Annotated in this window: 18 protein-coding genes; 9 read left to right on the forward strand and 9 right to left on the reverse strand. The window is 65.2% G+C overall.

The features are described from left to right. Positions 1 to 52: 52 nt before the first annotated feature. The 4 genes from AC1RP5_RS14025 to AC1RP5_RS14040 all read left to right on the forward strand — a co-directional run bounded on the left by AC1RP5_RS14025 (position 53) and on the right by AC1RP5_RS14040 (position 4,503). Positions 53 to 1,945, forward strand: coding sequence for an acyl-CoA synthetase (locus AC1RP5_RS14025; protein ID WP_493111434.1), 1,893 nt, complete (start codon positions 53 to 55; stop codon positions 1,943 to 1,945). An 82-nt stretch (positions 1,946 to 2,027) separates the two neighbouring features. After that, entirely contained in the window at positions 2,028 to 3,392 is a 1,365-nt protein-coding gene (locus tag AC1RP5_RS14030) for an SrfA family protein (RefSeq protein WP_493111435.1), read from the forward strand. Between the two features lie 93 nt (positions 3,393 to 3,485). After that, positions 3,486 to 4,211: an AzlC family ABC transporter permease gene (locus AC1RP5_RS14035; RefSeq protein ID WP_493111437.1), complete on the forward strand. Its 726-nt coding sequence runs from the start codon at positions 3,486 to 3,488 to the stop codon at positions 4,209 to 4,211. After that, a complete protein-coding gene (locus AC1RP5_RS14040; RefSeq protein ID WP_493111439.1) occupies positions 4,195 to 4,503 on the forward strand; it encodes a hypothetical protein in 309 nt (102 codons plus the stop codon). Before AC1RP5_RS14035 ends, AC1RP5_RS14040 begins: the two co-directional genes overlap by 17 nt. Before the next feature lie 21 nt (positions 4,504 to 4,524). Here the strand turns inward: AC1RP5_RS14040 and AC1RP5_RS14045 are convergent, their stop codons facing one another. Beyond that, a complete protein-coding gene (locus AC1RP5_RS14045; protein ID WP_493111440.1) occupies positions 4,525 to 4,704 on the reverse strand; it encodes a YdcH family protein in 180 nt (59 codons plus the stop codon). A gap of 507 nt (positions 4,705 to 5,211) precedes the next feature. On the opposite strand from AC1RP5_RS14045, the gene AC1RP5_RS14050 reads away from it, so the two are divergent. Further along, entirely contained in the window at positions 5,212 to 6,696 is a 1,485-nt protein-coding gene (locus AC1RP5_RS14050; RefSeq protein WP_493111442.1) for a hypothetical protein, read from the forward strand. Between the two features lie 8 nt (positions 6,697 to 6,704). Here AC1RP5_RS14050 and AC1RP5_RS14055 read toward each other — a convergent pair whose 3' ends face one another. Then, positions 6,705 to 8,444: an alkaline phosphatase D family protein gene (locus AC1RP5_RS14055; RefSeq protein WP_493111444.1), complete on the reverse strand. Its 1,740-nt coding sequence runs from the start codon at positions 8,442 to 8,444 to the stop codon at positions 6,705 to 6,707. 110 nt (positions 8,445 to 8,554) lie between these two features. After that, the gene (locus tag AC1RP5_RS14060) at positions 8,555 to 9,112 is read right to left on the reverse strand and encodes a TIGR02444 family protein (RefSeq protein ID WP_493111446.1); all 558 of its coding nucleotides are present in this window, start codon (positions 9,110 to 9,112) and stop codon (positions 8,555 to 8,557) included. 94 nt (positions 9,113 to 9,206) lie between these two features. Here AC1RP5_RS14060 and AC1RP5_RS14065 point away from each other — a divergent pair, with 94 nt between their 5' ends. Genes AC1RP5_RS14065 through AC1RP5_RS14075 form a run of 3 tightly spaced genes read left to right on the forward strand, consistent with a single transcriptional unit; the run spans position 9,207 to position 11,084 of the window. Next, complete coding sequence (locus AC1RP5_RS14065; protein ID WP_068191729.1) at positions 9,207 to 9,431, forward strand: DUF465 domain-containing protein; 225 nt, start codon at positions 9,207 to 9,209, stop codon at positions 9,429 to 9,431. A gap of 7 nt (positions 9,432 to 9,438) precedes the next feature. Continuing rightward, complete coding sequence (purE, locus tag AC1RP5_RS14070; protein ID WP_493111447.1) at positions 9,439 to 9,972, forward strand: 5-(carboxyamino)imidazole ribonucleotide mutase; 534 nt, start codon at positions 9,439 to 9,441, stop codon at positions 9,970 to 9,972. Further along, positions 9,972 to 11,084, forward strand: a complete 1,113-nt coding sequence (locus AC1RP5_RS14075) for a 5-(carboxyamino)imidazole ribonucleotide synthase (protein ID WP_493111448.1) — start codon at positions 9,972 to 9,974, stop codon at positions 11,082 to 11,084. Before purE ends, AC1RP5_RS14075 begins: the two co-directional genes overlap by 1 nt. On the opposite strand, the gene AC1RP5_RS14080 is transcribed toward AC1RP5_RS14075, so the two are convergent. Next, complete coding sequence (locus AC1RP5_RS14080; RefSeq protein WP_493111450.1) at positions 11,020 to 11,691, reverse strand: COQ9 family protein; 672 nt, start codon at positions 11,689 to 11,691, stop codon at positions 11,020 to 11,022. The genes AC1RP5_RS14075 and AC1RP5_RS14080 overlap by 65 nt on opposite strands. Before the next feature lie 125 nt (positions 11,692 to 11,816). Between AC1RP5_RS14080 and rpsU the strand changes: the two genes are divergently transcribed. Beyond that, positions 11,817 to 12,020 (forward strand): 30S ribosomal protein S21, encoded by a 204-nt coding sequence (gene rpsU, locus AC1RP5_RS14085; protein WP_020696578.1) that lies wholly within the window; start codon positions 11,817 to 11,819, stop codon positions 12,018 to 12,020. A 62-nt stretch (positions 12,021 to 12,082) separates the two neighbouring features. On the opposite strand, the gene AC1RP5_RS14090 is transcribed toward rpsU, so the two are convergent. The 5 genes from AC1RP5_RS14090 to AC1RP5_RS14110 form a co-directional block, all read right to left on the reverse strand. After that, a complete protein-coding gene (locus tag AC1RP5_RS14090) occupies positions 12,083 to 12,721 on the reverse strand; it encodes an HAD family hydrolase (RefSeq protein WP_493111452.1) in 639 nt (212 codons plus the stop codon). Then, positions 12,715 to 13,974: a hypothetical protein gene (locus AC1RP5_RS14095; protein WP_493111454.1), complete on the reverse strand. Its 1,260-nt coding sequence runs from the start codon at positions 13,972 to 13,974 to the stop codon at positions 12,715 to 12,717. Before AC1RP5_RS14095 ends, AC1RP5_RS14090 begins: the two co-directional genes overlap by 7 nt. 109 nt (positions 13,975 to 14,083) lie before the next feature. Next, complete coding sequence (locus AC1RP5_RS14100; protein WP_493111456.1) at positions 14,084 to 15,493, reverse strand: NAD(P)(+) transhydrogenase (Re/Si-specific) subunit beta; 1,410 nt, start codon at positions 15,491 to 15,493, stop codon at positions 14,084 to 14,086. An 18-nt stretch (positions 15,494 to 15,511) separates the two neighbouring features. After that, positions 15,512 to 15,934, reverse strand: coding sequence for an NAD(P) transhydrogenase subunit alpha part 2 (locus tag AC1RP5_RS14105; protein ID WP_493111458.1), 423 nt, complete (start codon positions 15,932 to 15,934; stop codon positions 15,512 to 15,514). 9 nt (positions 15,935 to 15,943) lie between these two features. Beyond that, positions 15,944 to 17,092, reverse strand: a complete 1,149-nt coding sequence (locus tag AC1RP5_RS14110) for a Re/Si-specific NAD(P)(+) transhydrogenase subunit alpha (protein WP_493111459.1) — start codon at positions 17,090 to 17,092, stop codon at positions 15,944 to 15,946. Positions 17,093 to 17,186 lie beyond the last annotated feature (94 nt).

The following is a 17,186-nucleotide window of genomic DNA, read 5'->3' on the forward strand; positions in this document are numbered from 1 at the left end:
GCGGCGCCCTGTGAGAGAGTGCCGCCACCCAAGGAGGCAGACGGAAGCGATCATGGCCAAGCGCAAGTCGGGAAAAGGCAGCAGCAAGTCGAAGGCTCCGGCCAAGCGCAAGGTCGCCGCCAAGGCGAAGAAGCCGGTCCGTCGCGTCGCGAAGAAAGTCGCGCCGAAGAAGGCCGCTGCGCCCCGGAAGGTCGTTGCCCCCAAAAAGATCGAGGCGCACAAGCCCCTCGCCCGTCCCGGCCTGCGCCGTTCGGTGAAGAGCCGCACGTCGGTCACGCGTCTCGCGCCACCGCGCCCGGTCTCGCACAAGGCGGCGCTCGCCGCCCAGAACATCTACGAGCGCGATCTCGACAAGACGCCCGCGAACTACGCAGCCCTCACGCCGCTGCAGTTCATCGAGCGCGCCGCCAGCGTCTATCCCGACCACCTTGCGCTGATCCACGGCGAGCGCCGCCAGACCTGGTCGGAGACCTACGCACGCTGCCGTCGCCTCGCCTCGGCGCTGGTGAAGGTTGGCATCGGCGTCGGCGACACCGTGGCGATCATGGCGCCCAACATCCCCGAGATGTACGAGGCGCATTTCGGCGTGCCTATGAGCGGCGGCGTGCTGAACTCGCTGAACACGCGTCTCGACGCGGCGATGGTCGCCTTCATCATCGACCATAGCGAGACCAAGGTGTTCCTGGTCGACCGCGAGTTCCATCGCGTCGTCACCGAGGCGCTGGCGATCGCCAAGACCCAGCCGCTGGTCGTCGACATCGACGATCCCGAATGCGAGGACCGCGCGCAGATCGGCGACACGACCTGGGAAGAGTTCATCGCCGACGGCGATCCCGATTTCGCCTGGGCCTACCCCGCCGACGAATGGAACGCGATCACGCTCAACTACACGTCGGGCACGACCGGCAACCCCAAGGGCGTCGTCTACAGTCATCGCGGCGCGACGATCTCGTCCTACGGCAACGCCACGCAATGGCCGATCGGCCTGCACCCGGTCTATCTCTGGACCTTGCCGATGTTCCACTGCAACGGCTGGTGCTTCCCGTGGACGCTGGCGCTGGTCGCCGGCACCTCCGTCTGCCTGCGCCGTCCCGCCGCCAAGCCGATCTTCGATTCGCTGGCCGACAATGGCGTGACCCATATGTGCGGCGCGCCGATCATCATGCAGCTCATCATCGGTGCGACGCCGGCTGAACGGCGGCCGCTCGCGCGCAAGGTCGAGTTCATGACCGCCGCCTCGCCGCCGCCCGCCGCCGTGCTCGAGGCGCTGGAGAAGCAGAACTTCCGCGTGACGCACGTCTATGGCCTGACCGAGGTCTATGGCCCCGCCACCGTCTGCTCGTGGCACGAGGACTGGGACGCACTGCCGGCGCACGACCGTGCGCGGCTGAAGGCGCGCCAGGGCGTGCGCTATGCCGCCGAGGACGGCGTCACGGTGATGGATCCGAAGACCATGAAGGAAGTGCCGCGCGACGGCACGACCATGGGCGAGGTGATGTTCCGCGGCAACCTCACAATGAAGGGCTATCTCAAGAACCCGGCCGCCACGCGCGATGCCTTCGCCAACGGCTGGTTCCATTCCGGCGACCTCGGCGTGATGCACGAGGACGGCTATATCGAGCTGCGCGACCGCTCCAAGGACATCATCATCTCGGGCGGCGAGAACATCTCGACCATCGAGGTCGAGGGCGTGATCATCGCCCACCCGGCTGTCGCCAACGCCGCCGTCGTCGCCAAGCCCGACGAGAAATGGGGCGAGACGCCCTGCGCCTTCGTCATGCTGAAGCCCGGTACGACGGCCAGCGCCGAGGACATCATCGCCCACTGCCGCGCCAATCTCGCCAGCTACAAGTGCCCGCGCTTCGTCGTCTTCCGTGATCTTCCGATGACCTCGACCGGCAAGGTGCAGAAGTTCGTCCTGCGCGAATGGGCCAAGGCGGCCTAGCGCGGCCAAACTGACGCGGCCCCTGCAGCAACAACTGCAAACCATCGCGCCGCCATAATCGCCGGGCTAATTTCCGCTTCCCATGCCCGGCGAAACAACGCTCATCGTGACGACCCGCAGCGGCGTGCGCCCCTTGGGCGTGCGCGGCGAGCCGTTGCACAATGCAGCGCCGCAGTTGCGCCGGGTCGTACGTCGTCGCCTGGGCGACGCGGCCGCCGACCTGTTGGCCGATCCGCAGTTACACGAGAACGATGGCGCCATCGACTGGTACGCTGGCTGGTCAGGTCCCGTACGCGCCGTCGACAATCTCGATCCCGCCGAACGCAACGCCGTGCTGGCCAAGGTCGAAGCCACGCTCGCCGAGATCCGGCGGTTGGGCGACCTGCTGGCGGGCCACGGTCCGAAGGAAGAAACCGGCGTCGTCGGCCTGTCCCTGAAACTGGCGGCGCGCGCGCCGTCGCCAGCCTTCGTCTTTCTCGTCGGCGATCGCCCGGTCATCGTCGCCTGGGGCTACGAGAAAGAAGCCGCCAACGCGCTCCTGCCGCTGGCTCTGGCCCGCGTTCCCGACGCGCGCCCGCCGGAACTGCGTGCCGAGCGCCGCCCGGTTCTCGACGCGACCCAGGTCGCGCCGGCCGCGTCGCTGCCCGCCGTCATTCCCGCCGCCGGTGTGCCGTGGTGGCGCACGCTCGCTCTCGCCGTGCCGCTGCTGCTGCTCCTGCTGGGCGGTGCCTGGCTCCTGCGCGGCTTGCTGCCGGTTGATCCCGACGTCGCCATCGCCACGCGCGAGGGCCCCGCCGGCCCGCCGGCGCCGGAAGCGCTGCCGGATCCGGTTCCGGTGCTGAAGACCGCCTATTCGGCTGAGCAATCACGCGAACGCGTCCTCAAGGTCGAACTGGCGCTCGCGGAAGCCGAACTGAAGAAGCGCATCGCCGACTGCAAGCCGCCCGAACCGCCCAAGCCACCGCAGGTCGCCGCCGCGCCGCCGCCGATCATCCCGCCGACGCCTGCTCCCGCTCCTCCGAAGGTGACACCGCCGCAGCCGGCGCCCCAGCCGCGCAATCCGGGCGACAACCGCCTGCGCCTGCCGAATTCGCCGACCAACGATTACTCCTTCATGCAGGGCTGCTGGCGCACCGATCCGTTCCGCCACGAAGCGCTACAGATGCAGCCCGGCATCTCGTCCTATTGCTTCGACGCCAACGGCGGCGGCCAGCTCGAATGGCGGCGCGGCCGGACGGCCTGCCGCACGCGAGCACAGGCGCGTTTCGAGGGCGCCGTGCTGCGCCTGCGCGATGCCGACTCCACCTGCAACGACGGCTCGCGCTGGTTCTCCGACCAGCTCGTCTGCCAGCGCGGCGCCGACAACGTGGCGGTGTGCAGCGGCCAGTCGCGCAACGCCTACGGCGCGCCTATCACCTGGTCGGTCAATCTGCACAAGCTGAACTGAGCCAGCTAATGGGCGGCTGAGGTAAAGTCGGTTCCGGCACCGCGACGCCTCGCCTAGAGTGCGCGCCGTCCCCCTCTTCATCCGGTAGCTTCAGTGTCCCTTTCCGCGCGCGTGACGTGGCGCAGTTTTCAGGCCGGCGCGTTGCGCATGATCCTGCCCGGCCTCGCCTCCCTTCCGTTCGGGATCGGCTTCGGCGTCGCCGCCGCGCAAAAGGGCCTCAGTGCGTTCGAGACGACGCTGATGAGCTTCACCGTCATGGCCGGAACCAGCCAGATGGTGGCGCTCGACATCTGGGCGCAGCCTTTGCCGCTGATCGCGCTCGCCGTCTCGGTGTTCGTGGCCAACCTCCGTTACTTCGTGATGGGCGCGGCGCTGCAGCCGCATCTTCCGCATCTGCCCTGGTGGCTGCAGCCACCTGTCTGGTACGTGACGGTCGACCAGAACTGGGCGGTGAACATCGCCGAATACCGGAGCGGCCATGGCGATCTCGGCAAGTTCCTGGGCGGCGGCTTCGTCATGGCCTGCATCTGGTCGGGCTCGACCCTGGCGGGACATCTCGCGGCCGGCGGTATCCTCTCCGATCCAACGATGGCCAAGCGCCTCGGCCTCGACTTCGTGGGCATCGCCGTGTTTGTCGTGGTCGCGACCATCCTGTTCCGCGGCAAGCGCGACATCGCGCCGTGGATGGTGGCAATCGCCACCGCACTTGCCGCCAAATGGCTGATCGGCGGCAACTGGTACATCGTCATCGGCGGACTGGCCGGCGGCATCTTCGGCGCACTGCGAGACCTCAGGAAAGACGATGTCCGCCAATCCTGAGAATCTCATTGCGATCTTCGTGATGGCGCTCGCGGCGATGGCCGCGAAGGGCGGCGGCTTCATCGCCATGCGCTGGCTCGGCCGTCATCGCTTCGTGACCGCATTGCTCGATCACGCGCCGGGCGCGGTGCTGGTGTCGGCCGCCATCGTCCCGCTCGTTCAAGCAGGCGGCGCCTTCATCGTCGGCGCGGTTGTCGGCGCCGTACTGACCCGGAAGGTCGGAGGATTTACCCCCGGTCTGTTCGGAGCCGTCGGCGCCGTGGCGCTGGCCCGCTGGGCGGGCCTCACCTGAAGATGTCGGTGGTGATTGTCGTCAGTGCGACGTGTCGGGCTCGCTGAGGCGGACGATCTCGTCCTTGATCATGAGCTTGCGCTTTTTGAGGCTGCAAACCGCATCGTCATCGGGATGCGGCCGGGTGATCTCTTGATGGATCGCTTGCTCAAGAGTGGCGTGCTTGCTCTTGAGCGCTTCGATGTGGTCCACGGTGCTCATAGTCGGATACCTCCGAGTTTGTTTGCGGGGACAGCAGAAGTCTGACTCCGACATTGGGGTAGAGTCACGCCAAATCAACCCGTTCATCAACCGGCCGTTACAGATTGTGCATAATCCCGGAACAGCCATGAGCGTTGCGCCGGTTTCCAGGATCGACACAGGCGAACAAAATTGTGGGCCGTCAAAAGCGCGCCATGCGTAGCGTCATGAAGCATCGCGAAGCGGGCCTGGTCCGCGACGAACCTCATGTAAACCCTTCATTGGGCAGCTCAATTTCGCATACCCCACGCATGAATATTGCACAACACTAGAACATTGTTGAGCGAGTTAAACGCACGTCCACTTCGAAGCCACTGGCGCTGAGCTATTTCTGGAAGGCCTTTTCCTGGTCCGGGATCACTGCCGGCCCGACGCCTGGACACTTTACCCGGGTAAAACTCAATCATATGCTCGATTTGGTAGCGTGTACTTTACGTACGATACTGCAATCGAACTATCGAGACTGTCATGAGTTTCACCAACGACCTCGCCGCTTTCCTCGATTTCGGCGCTGCCCTCAAATTCATGGGCCTGTTACTGGCCTTGACGATCCTGGTCTTCGCGATCTGCCTGACCTTCGTCATAGGTCGTGAACTAGTGCGCTGCACGCCGGATTGGATCAGGGCCAAATCGAACAGGATGAGTGCCGGTCTCGCTAGCGAACCGAACACATGGACCGACATCCTGAAGCGCAAAGAGTTCCTCGGTATTGCCGATTGGTTCATCACGCGTTTCTCGGTGATCGGTGTTATCGGCGTCTTCCTGGCGGGTGGCGCGGCCTGGCTGGACCAGGGCAAGTTCTCGCTGGGTATGCGCGTGCTGGCCCTAAGCATCATGTTCGGCGCAGCGAGCTTGGTCGGCGGCTGGCTACTGGGCCTATTGTTCGGCGTACCTCGTACCGTTGCCCGGCTTGATGACACCACCCCGGCCGCGCCGGCGCCTGTCGAAGGACAGCCTGCCACACCGGCAACTCCACCGGCGCCCCCCCGGCCTCGGCCCGTAAGTGGCGTGAACACCAACCTCACGGACATTTCCGACTGGTTGACCAAGACAATCGTCGGTGTCGGCTTGACCCAGCTTTATCAGGTGCCGACTTTCCTTTGGTCTACCGCCGGCAAACTCAACACGCATGGCTTCCAGTGGGAAACCCACGGGCAGCTGCTCGCTCTTGCGCTGTTCATCTATTTCGCCGTCGGCGGCTTCTGGCTAGGCTACGTCGCCACGCGCACCGTGCTGACGGAACTTCTCAACCAGATCGACGGTGTCGGCCGGGAGACAGCCCAGACGGCCGTCGCTTTGTCCGATCTTAACATCGGCTATTCCGGCGTCATCGAACCGGCGCCGCCCGGCTCGCTTCTGGCGTCGGCCGACGCCGCCCTTTTGAGTGTGTCACGTGAATCCCTGACCAGCCCGCTCGAGATCGCCGCCTGGGGCGCCGCGGCGGCGCGTGCGGGGCGGATGCCGGAGGCGAGGCGCGCCTTGGAACTCGTTCACTCCATGGTCCCGGGAGATCCGGTCTACCGCCAGCTTCTGGCGAAGGTCTACTCGGCAATGGGTGATCGCAGGGCCTCGCAGCAACTGGGGCCCGACCCGTGGCTCGAAGTCTTCAACGCGCTCTATGAGGAGCCGCCTAACGGCTTCACCACTGCTATCGAGAAAGGCGAAGCGCTCGCCATGAAGGAAGGAGCAGGTGCTCCGAAGAGCGCTTCCCTGCATCTGTGGCTGGCCTGTGCCTACGGCCAGAAATATGGTCACCAGCAGAGGGCATCGGCGTCGGCTGATACGCTTGCCGAAATTAGGCAGAAAGCACTCGATGAGTGCAGAACGGCGATCACGATCGATCCCAACGTGCGCCCCACCCTGCAACGCATCTGGAATGCGCCAGCGGACGCCACCGACAATGACCTGGCCGTCTTCAAGGACGACCCGGAGTTCAAGAGCCTGCTGGGCTGATTACGTCATCAGGTCCAGGGAGCGAGCGGTAGGACGTTGGTAACGACTTTCTTGTCTTCGCGGTCGAACACCTCGATGGCATCGCCATTGCGGTCGAAAAGTCGGACTTTCAAAACCGTTTCCGACTTATCGATGTCGATTCGGCAAAAATTGTCTTCCTGCGTGAATCCCCACGAGCGGTAATTCATCTCCCCGCCGTCGAATGGAAACGGATCTCGCTGGTTTGGCGCCTTTGAATCGTGAACATAGTTGTTCGGATTGCCGTCAGCGAACGGGAATGGCCAATAGAAGGCGGACGATGTGATGTCGTAGGCGACAAGCCCGGTGTCGACGCCATCGCGCTCGAAGGTCAGCCGGGCCGTGTTCGCGCAGTGAATGTCACCGGTAAGGAAAATGACATTCTGTATCCTGCTCGAGACAATTCGATTAATGATGGCTTGCCGTGTGTTCGGGAATGCAGGCCACGAGTCGCTGCCATCGCGTCGCACGGCGTTGGCCGAGAACAGGCTGGCCGCCGCCGCTCCCGGAGCCGCATCCAGCCGCTCGCTCATGTCGTTGGGACAGAACACGCTAGAGGACGTGACGAACTTGGGCGTGTCCCCATAGGCCTTCTGCTGATCGTCCAGCCAATCCAGAAAGATATCGAGCTGGCTCCGGTGCGCAATGTCGATGGTCGGCATGCCGAGCATGTGGTTGTCGGCGAGTCCGGCTTTTTCGTCCTTGAAGCGCTCGTTGCGAGTGTCGAGGACGAAGAATGGATAACCGCCGCAGGCGAAACGGTAGTAAGGGCGCAGGCCATAGGATCGCGGACTATGGCTCCACTGGTAGCTCATGTAAGCGCCGATGGCGAAATTGTAGAGCGTCCGTTCCTTGTCGATCCGGTCCTGCGTCCAGTTGTCCTCGATCTCATGATCGTCGAGGATCATGTAGTTCGGCGCCGTGCGCAGAAGCTGTCTCATGTTCGGAGACGAAAATGCCGTCCGGTAGCGCTCCTGAAACTCCTCGTAGGTGTCGGCCCGCCCGATCGGCACCGAGCGGTTAAACTTGTCGGCATAAATCTGATCGCCGACCATCAAAGTGAAGCGCGGCGGCGGATCGGCACTGGCAGGATCGAACTGCTTCACCATGTGTTCGAAGATCCGATCGGCATCCTTGATCTTCCACAACAATCCCGGATACCGGCACGACCCGAAGAGAAACGACAGCTTGTCCTGCCGCTTGCCGTTCACCGCCCCATCATGAGGGCCGGGATGAGGGAAAGTGCGGATCGTTACCTCGCACTGGTCCGCGGTGAGATCGAGGAGGCGTGGACCAATGTTCTCGATAGGTGGCAGGATCTTCGCCAGTTCCGCGTCGCTGATCGTTTCCGCATCCGGTGCCGGATCATCTGTGGTCAGGGTTGCCATTCGCACGCGGTAGGTCGTATCCGGCTTCAGCGACATCGGGGCGCCGTGATCTTCGGGCTTCACTCCGTCGGTTGGGAATTTTCCGAGTTCGACGTCGAACCCGAGCACGAAGGTTCCGCAACGATCGTATTCACGCGGCAGGCGAAAATAATAAGCCGGAGAGATCGTGACTTTGCCACCGGTCCCCTCCTTCACCACCCCGAGGACGCCGACGGTCCGTCGGCTGGATGCAAGTTCACCCGACCGGTCTTCGACGTCCGCCGCTTGAATCCAGAGTCGACAGGAATCATGGGTCGTGTGGCCGATCAGAGGACCAAGTCCCGGCGGACGAAGGACAGACATCGATGCTCCCCCTGCTCAGGTGGCTGCCTCAATCATAGCTGTAGAATGGGTAAGAACAACATCCTATAGTAGCAAATCGTCGTGTTCTGGCTTGATGGGGAATGCTGTCCCTACAACCCGACAGCCTGCGCTACTTCGGGCGATGTCAGTGAGGGGAAGGTTGCCGCCATCAAAGTCGCGACGGCCTTGCGATCCTTGTCGTCGGGTACAACTCCCAGACACACTGCATAGACACCAAGATTGCCGACGGCCGCGCGCAGGCGCTTCTCCGGCGGCCGATCGCGATCCGCAGGCGGCATATGCAGGTTCGCAAGCTTGATCTGTTCGGCATGCTCTGCCGCCAGTTCGGCGTCGGCCACGCGGCGGCGGACGGCATCCACCGTCTCGGGCAGCGCGCCCTGCCAGGTCTCGTTCTTCAGCCGCCGCCGCATCTCGCGCAGCGGCTTCACGATCCCGGATTGCCAGGAGTCGCTCGCGGCCAGGATGCCGCGCAACCGATCGGCGGTGAGGGTCGGCCGGCCCGAGGCGCCCAGCCAGCAGCAGAACAGCAGGATATTGACGTCGCAGCCGCGGCGCTCCTGCAGGTCGAGGCAGGCCTCGGCCACGCCTTCGCCGGCATAGAGCTCGAGCGAGAAATTCCAGAACGGGTGAGGCAGAAAATCCGACACGGCTGATAGGCCTTTGGGCGCTTCCCTTTGGGCGGGCGAAGGGGTACACGGCCGGGAGCGACGTGGCTAGCCTGCCTGGACGAGTGCGCCCCGCATGAATGACCTGACGTCGTCGGACCCGCCGGACGCCGAGACCATCAAGGCCAAGCTAGAGGGCCTGAAGAGCGAGCATCGCGATCTCGACGAGGTGATCGATCGCCTGATCGAGAAGCCGCCGTTCGACCAGCTCCAACTCCAGCGCCTGAAGAAGCGCAAGCTCGGCCTCAAGGATCAGATCCTGCGACTGGAAAGCCAGCTCATTCCCGATATCATCGCCTGAGAAGAGCATGGCCAAGAAAATCACCAAACGCCGCCCGACGCCCAAGCCGGTGATCGGACTGATCATGGGCAGCCAGTCCGACTGGACGACCATGCGCCACGCCGCCGAGACCCTGGAGGCGCTGGGCGTCCCGTTCGAAGCACGCATCATTTCCGCACACCGGACGCCGAAGCGCATGATGGACTATGCGTCGGGCGCCAAGGCGCGCGGCCTGAAGGTGATCATCGCCGGCGCGGGCGGAGCCGCCCATCTTCCCGGCATGACCGCGGCCATGACGCCGCTGCCCGTTCTCGGCGTTCCGGTCGAGAGCGCGGCGTTGAAGGGCCAAGACAGCCTTCTTTCCATTGTCCAGATGCCGGCTGGCATACCCGTCGGCACCCTGGCGATCGGCCGGGCCGGGTCGGTCAATGCTGCCTTGCTGGCTGCCTCGATCGTTGGTCTTGGCGACGCCAAGATCATGTCGGCGCTGGAAGCCTGGCGGGCTCGCCAGACACTGGCCGTCGCCAAGATCCCCACCGACAGCCCCGCTCCCACTCACTGATGCCGGCCCGGAAGCCTCTGCCGCCGGGATCGACGATCGGCATCCTGGGCGGCGGCCAATTGGGCCGTATGACCGCCCTGGCCGCCGCGCGCCTAGGCTACCGCTGTATTGTCTACGCCCCCGACGACCATCCGATCGCTGCGCAGGTCTGCGCCGCTCACGTCAAAGGTGAGTACGACGATGCCGGCGCCCTCGCCCGGTTCGCCGCTCAGGTCGACGCGGTCACCTACGAATTCGAGAACGTGCCCGAGGGCGCCGTCCTGGAATGCGAGAAGCTGAAGCCGGTCCGTCCCGGCGTGAAGCCGATCCACTTCGCCCAGCACCGGCTCCGGGAAAAGGACTTCCTGCGCAAGCTCGGCATCGGCACGGCCGATTACCAGCCCATCCGCTCCGAGGCCGACATCTCGGCCGCCACCGCCCTGCCCGGCATCCTCAAGACCTGTACCGAGGGCTATGACGGCAAGGGACAGGCGCGCGTGACGGACAAGGCGAGCCTGTCCGCCGCCTGGGAAAAGCTCGGCCGGCGCGAATGCATCCTCGAGGCGCTGGTCGACTTCGAATGCGAGGTCTCGGCCATCGTGGCGCGCGGCCTCGACGGCACGACGCGCTGCTTCCCCATCGGCATCAACGCCCATCGCGACGGCATCCTGCGCACCACCACCGTGCCCTCGGGCCTGCCGGCCGCGACGCTGGCCATCGCCGAGGGCTTCGGCATCGAACTGGCGAAGGGCCTCGACCTGGTCGGGCTCGTGGCGCTGGAGATGTTCGTAACCAAGGACGGGAAGGTCCTCGCCAACGAGATGGCGCCGCGGCCGCACAATTCCGGGCACTGGACCATGGACGCCTGCGCCACCAGCCAGTTCGAGCAGTTGGTGCGCGCCGTCTGCGGACTTCCGCTGGGTTCGGTCGAGGTGCTGGCGCCGTCGCGCATGGAAAATTTGATCGGCGACGAGGCCAACGACTGGCCGCGCTATCTCGCCGAGCCGACGGCCCGGCTGCACCTCTACGGCAAGGCGGAGGCCCGCCCCGGCCGCAAGATGGGCCACGTCACCTACGTGCTACCGGGCGTGCCGCCGTCCGCCCCGGCCGCTTCGGACCGCTCCACGACCTGATCTGCCGCTTCAGCTTCTCGAACTTCATCACGTCGTCGATGCGGCGGTCGAGAAAGGCCCAGGTCGCCTCGGAGTCGGGCGAGCGGTCGTTCAGCCAATAGAGCAGCGTCGAGGAATAGACGCCCGCCAGGGTGGCGCGCTTGGTGTAGAAATTGAAGTCGGTGCTGGTGTCGCCGGCGGCGTACCACATGGCATCGACCGTCCTGTAGAGCAGCTTCAGCGCCAGCCCGGCATTGAACGGCAGCGACAGCATGGAGAGCGCCCGGCGCGCCGATTCCCGCTGGCCCACGTGGCGCTCCAGCCGGATGCGGACGGCCGCGGTGATACGATCACGGATCTTGAGGGAAGCGGCGCCCTCCTTCTCCATGTCGGCGACCATCCGCTGGTCGGCCCGCTCGCTGAGATAGGTCAGGACCTGCAGGGGACCGCCCGGAAACAGCCGGTCCGCTTCCCCCGCCGGCAGGTCGATCCCGCGTCCGGCCGCTGTAAGAGCCGCCCGGGTCCAGCCCTCGAAGGTCGCCTCGGCCGAAACTTGGTCGGCCAGCCGGTCCCGCAGGGCGGAGTCAGGGTCGATTTCCGGTAAAATTGGGGGTGTTTGCTCGGTCATAACGTGAAATATAGCCCCTCGACGGGGGGTTCCCAAGGGTATCGCCCTGTGATACCTACGCCGCCTCTGGAATTCCGGCCCCGGGACATCTGTGGGCCAAGCCGCATTGGAAGGAAGCGATCGAAGTGCAGGTTCTCGTTCGTGAAAACAACGTCGATCAGGCGCTGCGCGTCCTGAAGAAGAAGATGCAGCGCGAAGGTATCTTCCGCGAGATGAAGCTCCGCCGCAATTACGAGAAGCCCAGCGAGCGCCGCGCCCGCGAGCGCGCCGAGGCCATCCGTCGCACGCGCAAGCTGATGCGCAAGCGCATGGAGCGCGAGGGCTACTAGTCCTCCCTTCTCCGCACGAAACGACAACCCCCGGCATTCCCGGGGGTTTTTGTTTGGCCGGATCAGGCGTCCAGCAATTCCAGGATCGCCGCTTCCAGTTCCGCGATGTCTGTGACGACCACATCGGGCGCCTCGGCCGCCGACCGTGGGCGCTGACGGCGCCAGCGCCCCGATCGGAACTGGATGGTCGCCATACCGGCGGCCTTGGCGGGTGCGATATCGATGTCGATCCGGTCACCCACCAGTATGCATTCGGCTGGCGGCACGTCGGCATCGCGCGTGAACAGCGCAGCGAGCCCTGCCCGCTCCAGCCGCTCCCAGCGCGGCTCACGCGCGACCAGCACGAGCCCGCGCGCCAGCAGGCGCTTCAACAGTTCCCCGATCCCGGGCCTGAGCTGGAAGGCGTCGAGCTGTCCCGTCATTGCCTCGACGCGTCGCGCCACGCGCGCGACCGTCGAGGGCTCGCCGCCGCACAGCGACTCGATCATGTGAGAGGGAACATCCGGCGCGAAGGCCGCGACCGCCTGTGCAGAGGCCTCTTCGACCATCGCGGAATCGACGCGAATGCCTTCCATTCCGCAGGCCGAGGCAATGGCGCCATCGAGCGCCATCTCCCAGGCGAATTCGAGATCGACCGCGCCGCCGATATCGAAGATGACGGCGCGATAGCTTGGATCTGTTGGCATCACCGGTTTCAGCATCTCGTCGTTCCGACACCCGTGAAGCGGTCCCCGAACGGCCTCGAGGCGATGTTCCACAGGCACTGCCATCTTTCCTGATCGTGAAGAAGAGCCACGTCCGGATCGACCGGCCTGCCGTTACGCCACTTCCCGTCGAAGCGCCGCCCATCGCGCGTCACGAAAACGCCCATCCCTTCCGGAACGCCGTTGGTCCAGTTGCCTTCGTACTGTCCTTGCGGTCCCCGGGCGATGCTCTTGCCCGTGAGCTGTCCCTGATACCAGCGATCTTCCAAGCGATAACCGCCGGGCGCCGTCAGCACGCCTCTGGTCCAGCTCCCCAAGTCCCATTTGCCGCTGTAGCGCCGGCCGTCGGGATAGATTGCTACTCCCTCGCGCAGTTCGCCGTTCTTCCACGTGCCTTCGTATTTAATTCCATTTTCGGTTAACTCGCCCTGCCCTGTGATGCGGCCTCCCTCCATTTGTCCCGAATAGCGCACCGTCAGCCTGCCATCGCGAAACCATTCGAGGACACCCGGGCCCTGGGCGCGCCCCTCGACACACGGCCCGGTCCAGGCGGCGGTCGTCGTTTTCGCGCGCCTCCAATGCCTGTCGTCATACCGATTGCGCACGTCGCATTGCGCTGCCGCTTCGATCCAGCGTGGCGGATTGAGAAGGGCGAAGGGCGACGCCAGAAGGGCAACGAACAATACCAGGCCGATCGCGAACGGCGCCCGCCCCGGCAGACGGGTGAACAGAGATCCGTAGCTCATTTCAGGCGACGGATCGGGATCGGCCGTCCCCCATCGGCGGATCGCCGCGTTTACAGCCAGGAGCACCTGCTCCGGTTCCATGTCGAGGCCGGTGGAGGCGAGCGGGTAGTATTTGGGGCGTAATCCGGTGTCTGGCCCCAGCCATCGCGGCTTGCCGGCATCCAGCCGAGCGTAGAAGGATCGCGGATCGACAAGCTGCAACGCAACGATCGGCACGGTTACCCGCTGGCTGCCCTCGATCGCGGCATGAGCCCCCTTGATGTCGGACCACAGGATGAGATCCGGCGAGCGCCCCCGGTAGGCCGTGATCCCCTTATCGGAGATCTGGATCGCAAAGGGCACGGGCCGGACCAGGTTCCGGATGGCAACGTAAAGACCGGACGCGCCAACTGCGAAGATGATGAAGCCGTACACATAGGCGGCTTCAGGGTGCGTCAGAACGAACGACCGCCACAGCCACCAGCCAAGCCCCGAGAACCCGATGGCCATGACGATGCTGATCATCCCGCCCACGACGGGCGAGCCGAACGGCATCTTCTGATGGATGGTGACTGTCTCTGACGGAGAAGGCCTTGCCCCTTCCCCCGGCGGTGCAGCGGCTTGCGCCGGCTCGCTAATGCGCCGAGCCCTCGAGCGCCTTCACGATGTTCTCGCACATCACCTTGGCGTCGGCGAAGAGCATCATCGTGTTGTCGCGGAAGAACAGCTCGTTATCGACGCCGGCATAGCCCGAGGCCATGCCACGCTTCACGAACAGCACGGTCTGCGCCTTCTCGACGTCGAGGATCGGCATGCCGTAGATCGCGCTCTTCGGGTCGGTCTTGGCCGCCGGATTGGTCACGTCGTTGGCGCCGATCACGAAGGCCACGTCGGTCGAGGCGAAGTCGCGGTTGATGTCGTCGAGCTCGAAGACCTCGTCGTAGGGCACGTTGGCCTCGGCCAGCAGCACGTTCATGTGGCCGGGCATGCGGCCGGCCACCGGATGGATGGCGTAGCGGACCTGCACGCCTTCCTTCTTCAGAAGGTCGGACATCTCGCGCAGCGCGTGCTGGGCCTGCGCCACCGCCATGCCGTAGCCCGGCACGATGATGACGGACTGCGCGTTCTTCATCAGGAAGGCCGCGTCCTCGGCAGAGCCCGCCTTGACCGGCTTGTCGTTCTTCGCTGCCGGGCCGCCGGCCGCCGCGCTGTCGGTGCCGAAGCCGCCCAGGATCACGTTGAAGATCGAGCGGTTCATGCCCTTGCACATGATGTAGCTCAGGATCGCGCCCGAGGAGCCCACCAGCGCGCCGGTCACGATCAGCGCGGTGTTGCCCAGGGTGAAGCCGATGCCGGCCGCCGCCCATCCTGAATAGGAATTGAGCATCGACACCACGACCGGCATGTCGGCACCGCCGATCGGCAGGATCAGCAGGAAGCCCAGCGCCAGCGACAGCACGACCAGCAGGACGAAAGTCGAGGGATGGCCGCGCATCGCGAACCAGACCAGCAGGACCACCAGCGCGATGCCCAGCAGCGCATTCAGCGGATGCTGGCCCTTGAAGACCAGCGGCGAGCCGGTCACCAGCCCCTGCAGCTTGGCGAAGGCCACGACCGAGCCGGTAAAGGTGATAGCGCCGATCACGGTGCCCAGGCCCATCTCGATCAGGCTCTGGGCCTTGATCTTGCCGGGCAGACCGATGCCGAATGCCTCGGGTGAGAGGAACGCGGCGGCGGCCACGAAGACCGCGGCGAGACCGACCAGCGAATGGAAGGCCGCCACGAGCTGCGGCAGCGCCGTCATCTGGATGCGCAGCGCCACGAAGGTGCCGACCGCGCCGCCGATCACCAGACCGGCGAGGATCAGCCAGGGCGAGACGACACCGGGCGAAAGGACGGTGACGCCGATCGCGATCACCATGCCGACGATGCCGTAGAGATTGCCGCCGCGCGACGTGGTCGGCGACGAGAGACCGCGCAGCGCCATGATGAAGCAGATAGCGGCGATCAGATAGCCGTAGGCGGCCAGTTCCTGGGTGAACATCCCTGCTGCTCCCGCCGACTACTTCTTGACCGGCTTCTTCTTGAACATCGACAGCATCCGGTGCGTGACGATGAACCCGCCGAAGATGTTCACGGCGGCGAGCGCCACCGCGATGAAGCCGAAGAGCTGCGCCGCGCCCAGGCCTTTGAGGCCCGCCGCCAACAGCGCGCCGACGATGATCACGGAGGAAACCGCGTTGGTCACGGCCATCAGCGGCGAATGCAGCGCCGGCGTCACCCGCCAGACCACGTAGTAGCCCACGAAGCAGGACAGGGCGAAGATCGTCAGCAACGCCACGAACGGCATATGGCCGTCGGGCACCGCGACCGGGCTCGCCGCGGCCGCGTCGGTGATCTGCTGCGCCATGAGCTTGAGCTGGGCGGCGACGTCCTGCGCCTGGGTTGCGAGCTTGGAGGCCTCGCCTGCGATCTTGTCGTCCATGGGCCGCTCCTAAGCCTGGGTCAGCGAGGGGTGCACGATCTGCCCGTCGCGGGTGACCAGCGTACCCTTCACGACCTCGTCCTCGAGGTTGATCGTGAGCGCCTTGGTCTCCTTGTCGACCATCGGCGTGATGAAGTTGAGCAGGTTGCGCGAGAACAGCGCCGAGGCATCCGTCGGCAGCTCGCCGGGCAGGTTGGCCGGACCGACGATCTTCACGCCGTATTTCTCGACCACCTTGCCGAACTCGGAGAGCGGGCAGTTGCCGCCTTGTTCAACGGCCATGTCGACGATCACCGAGCCGGGCTTCATGGTCTTCACCATCTCCTCGCTGACCAGCACCGGCGCCTTGCGGCCGGGGATCAGCGCGGTGGTGACCACGATGTCCTGCAGCTTGATATGGTCGGCCACCAGCGCCGCCTGCTTGGCCTGGTACTCCGGGCTCATCTGCTTGGCATAGCCGCCCGCCGTCTCGGCTGCCTTGAACTCCTCGTCCTCGACCGCCACGAACTTGGCGCCGAGCGACTGGACCTGCTCCTTGGTGGCCGGGCGCACGTCGGTCGCGGTGACGATCGAGCCCAGGCGCCGCGCCGTCGCGATCGCCTGCAGGCCCGCCACGCCCACGCCCATGATGAAGCTGCGCGACGGCGCCAGGGTGCCGCCAGGGGTCATCATCTGCGGGAAGATGCGGCCGTAATTGTTGGCCGCCAGCAGGACCGCCTTGTAGCCGGCGAGGTTGGCCTGCGAGGAAAGGATGTCCATCGACTGGGCGCGCGTGATGCGCGGGATCAGCTCGAGTGCGAACGAGGTCACACCGCGCGACGCCAGCGCCTGCACCAATTCACGGTTGGTGAGGGCGCCGAGCGGCGACATCAGGGTCTGGCCCTGGCGCAGCAGGCCGAGCTCGTCGAGCCCTTCCTCGGCCGTCATCGGCCGCTGGATCTTGAAGACGATATCGCCCGCGGCGATGGCCGAAGCCGCATCCGGCACGATCGTCGCGCCGGCCTCGCTATAGGCCTGGTCGGTATAGGCCGCGACGGTCCCCGCCCCTGCCTCTATCGTGATCTCCGCGCCCAGCGCTTTCAGCTTCTTGACGGTCTCGGGAGTGGCGGCCACGCGGGTTTCGTGGGGCCGGCGTTCTTTGACAATGGCGATTTTCATGGAGCGCTTTGGATCCGTTTGAACGCGGCGGGACGCTTCGTGCGCCGCACCTTGCACAGCGTTCCGTTCTTTGCCAAGGCGGTTTTTCGCCGCG

The sequence above is a fragment of the Reyranella sp. GW821-FHT12G01 genome (genome assembly GCF_058806575.1).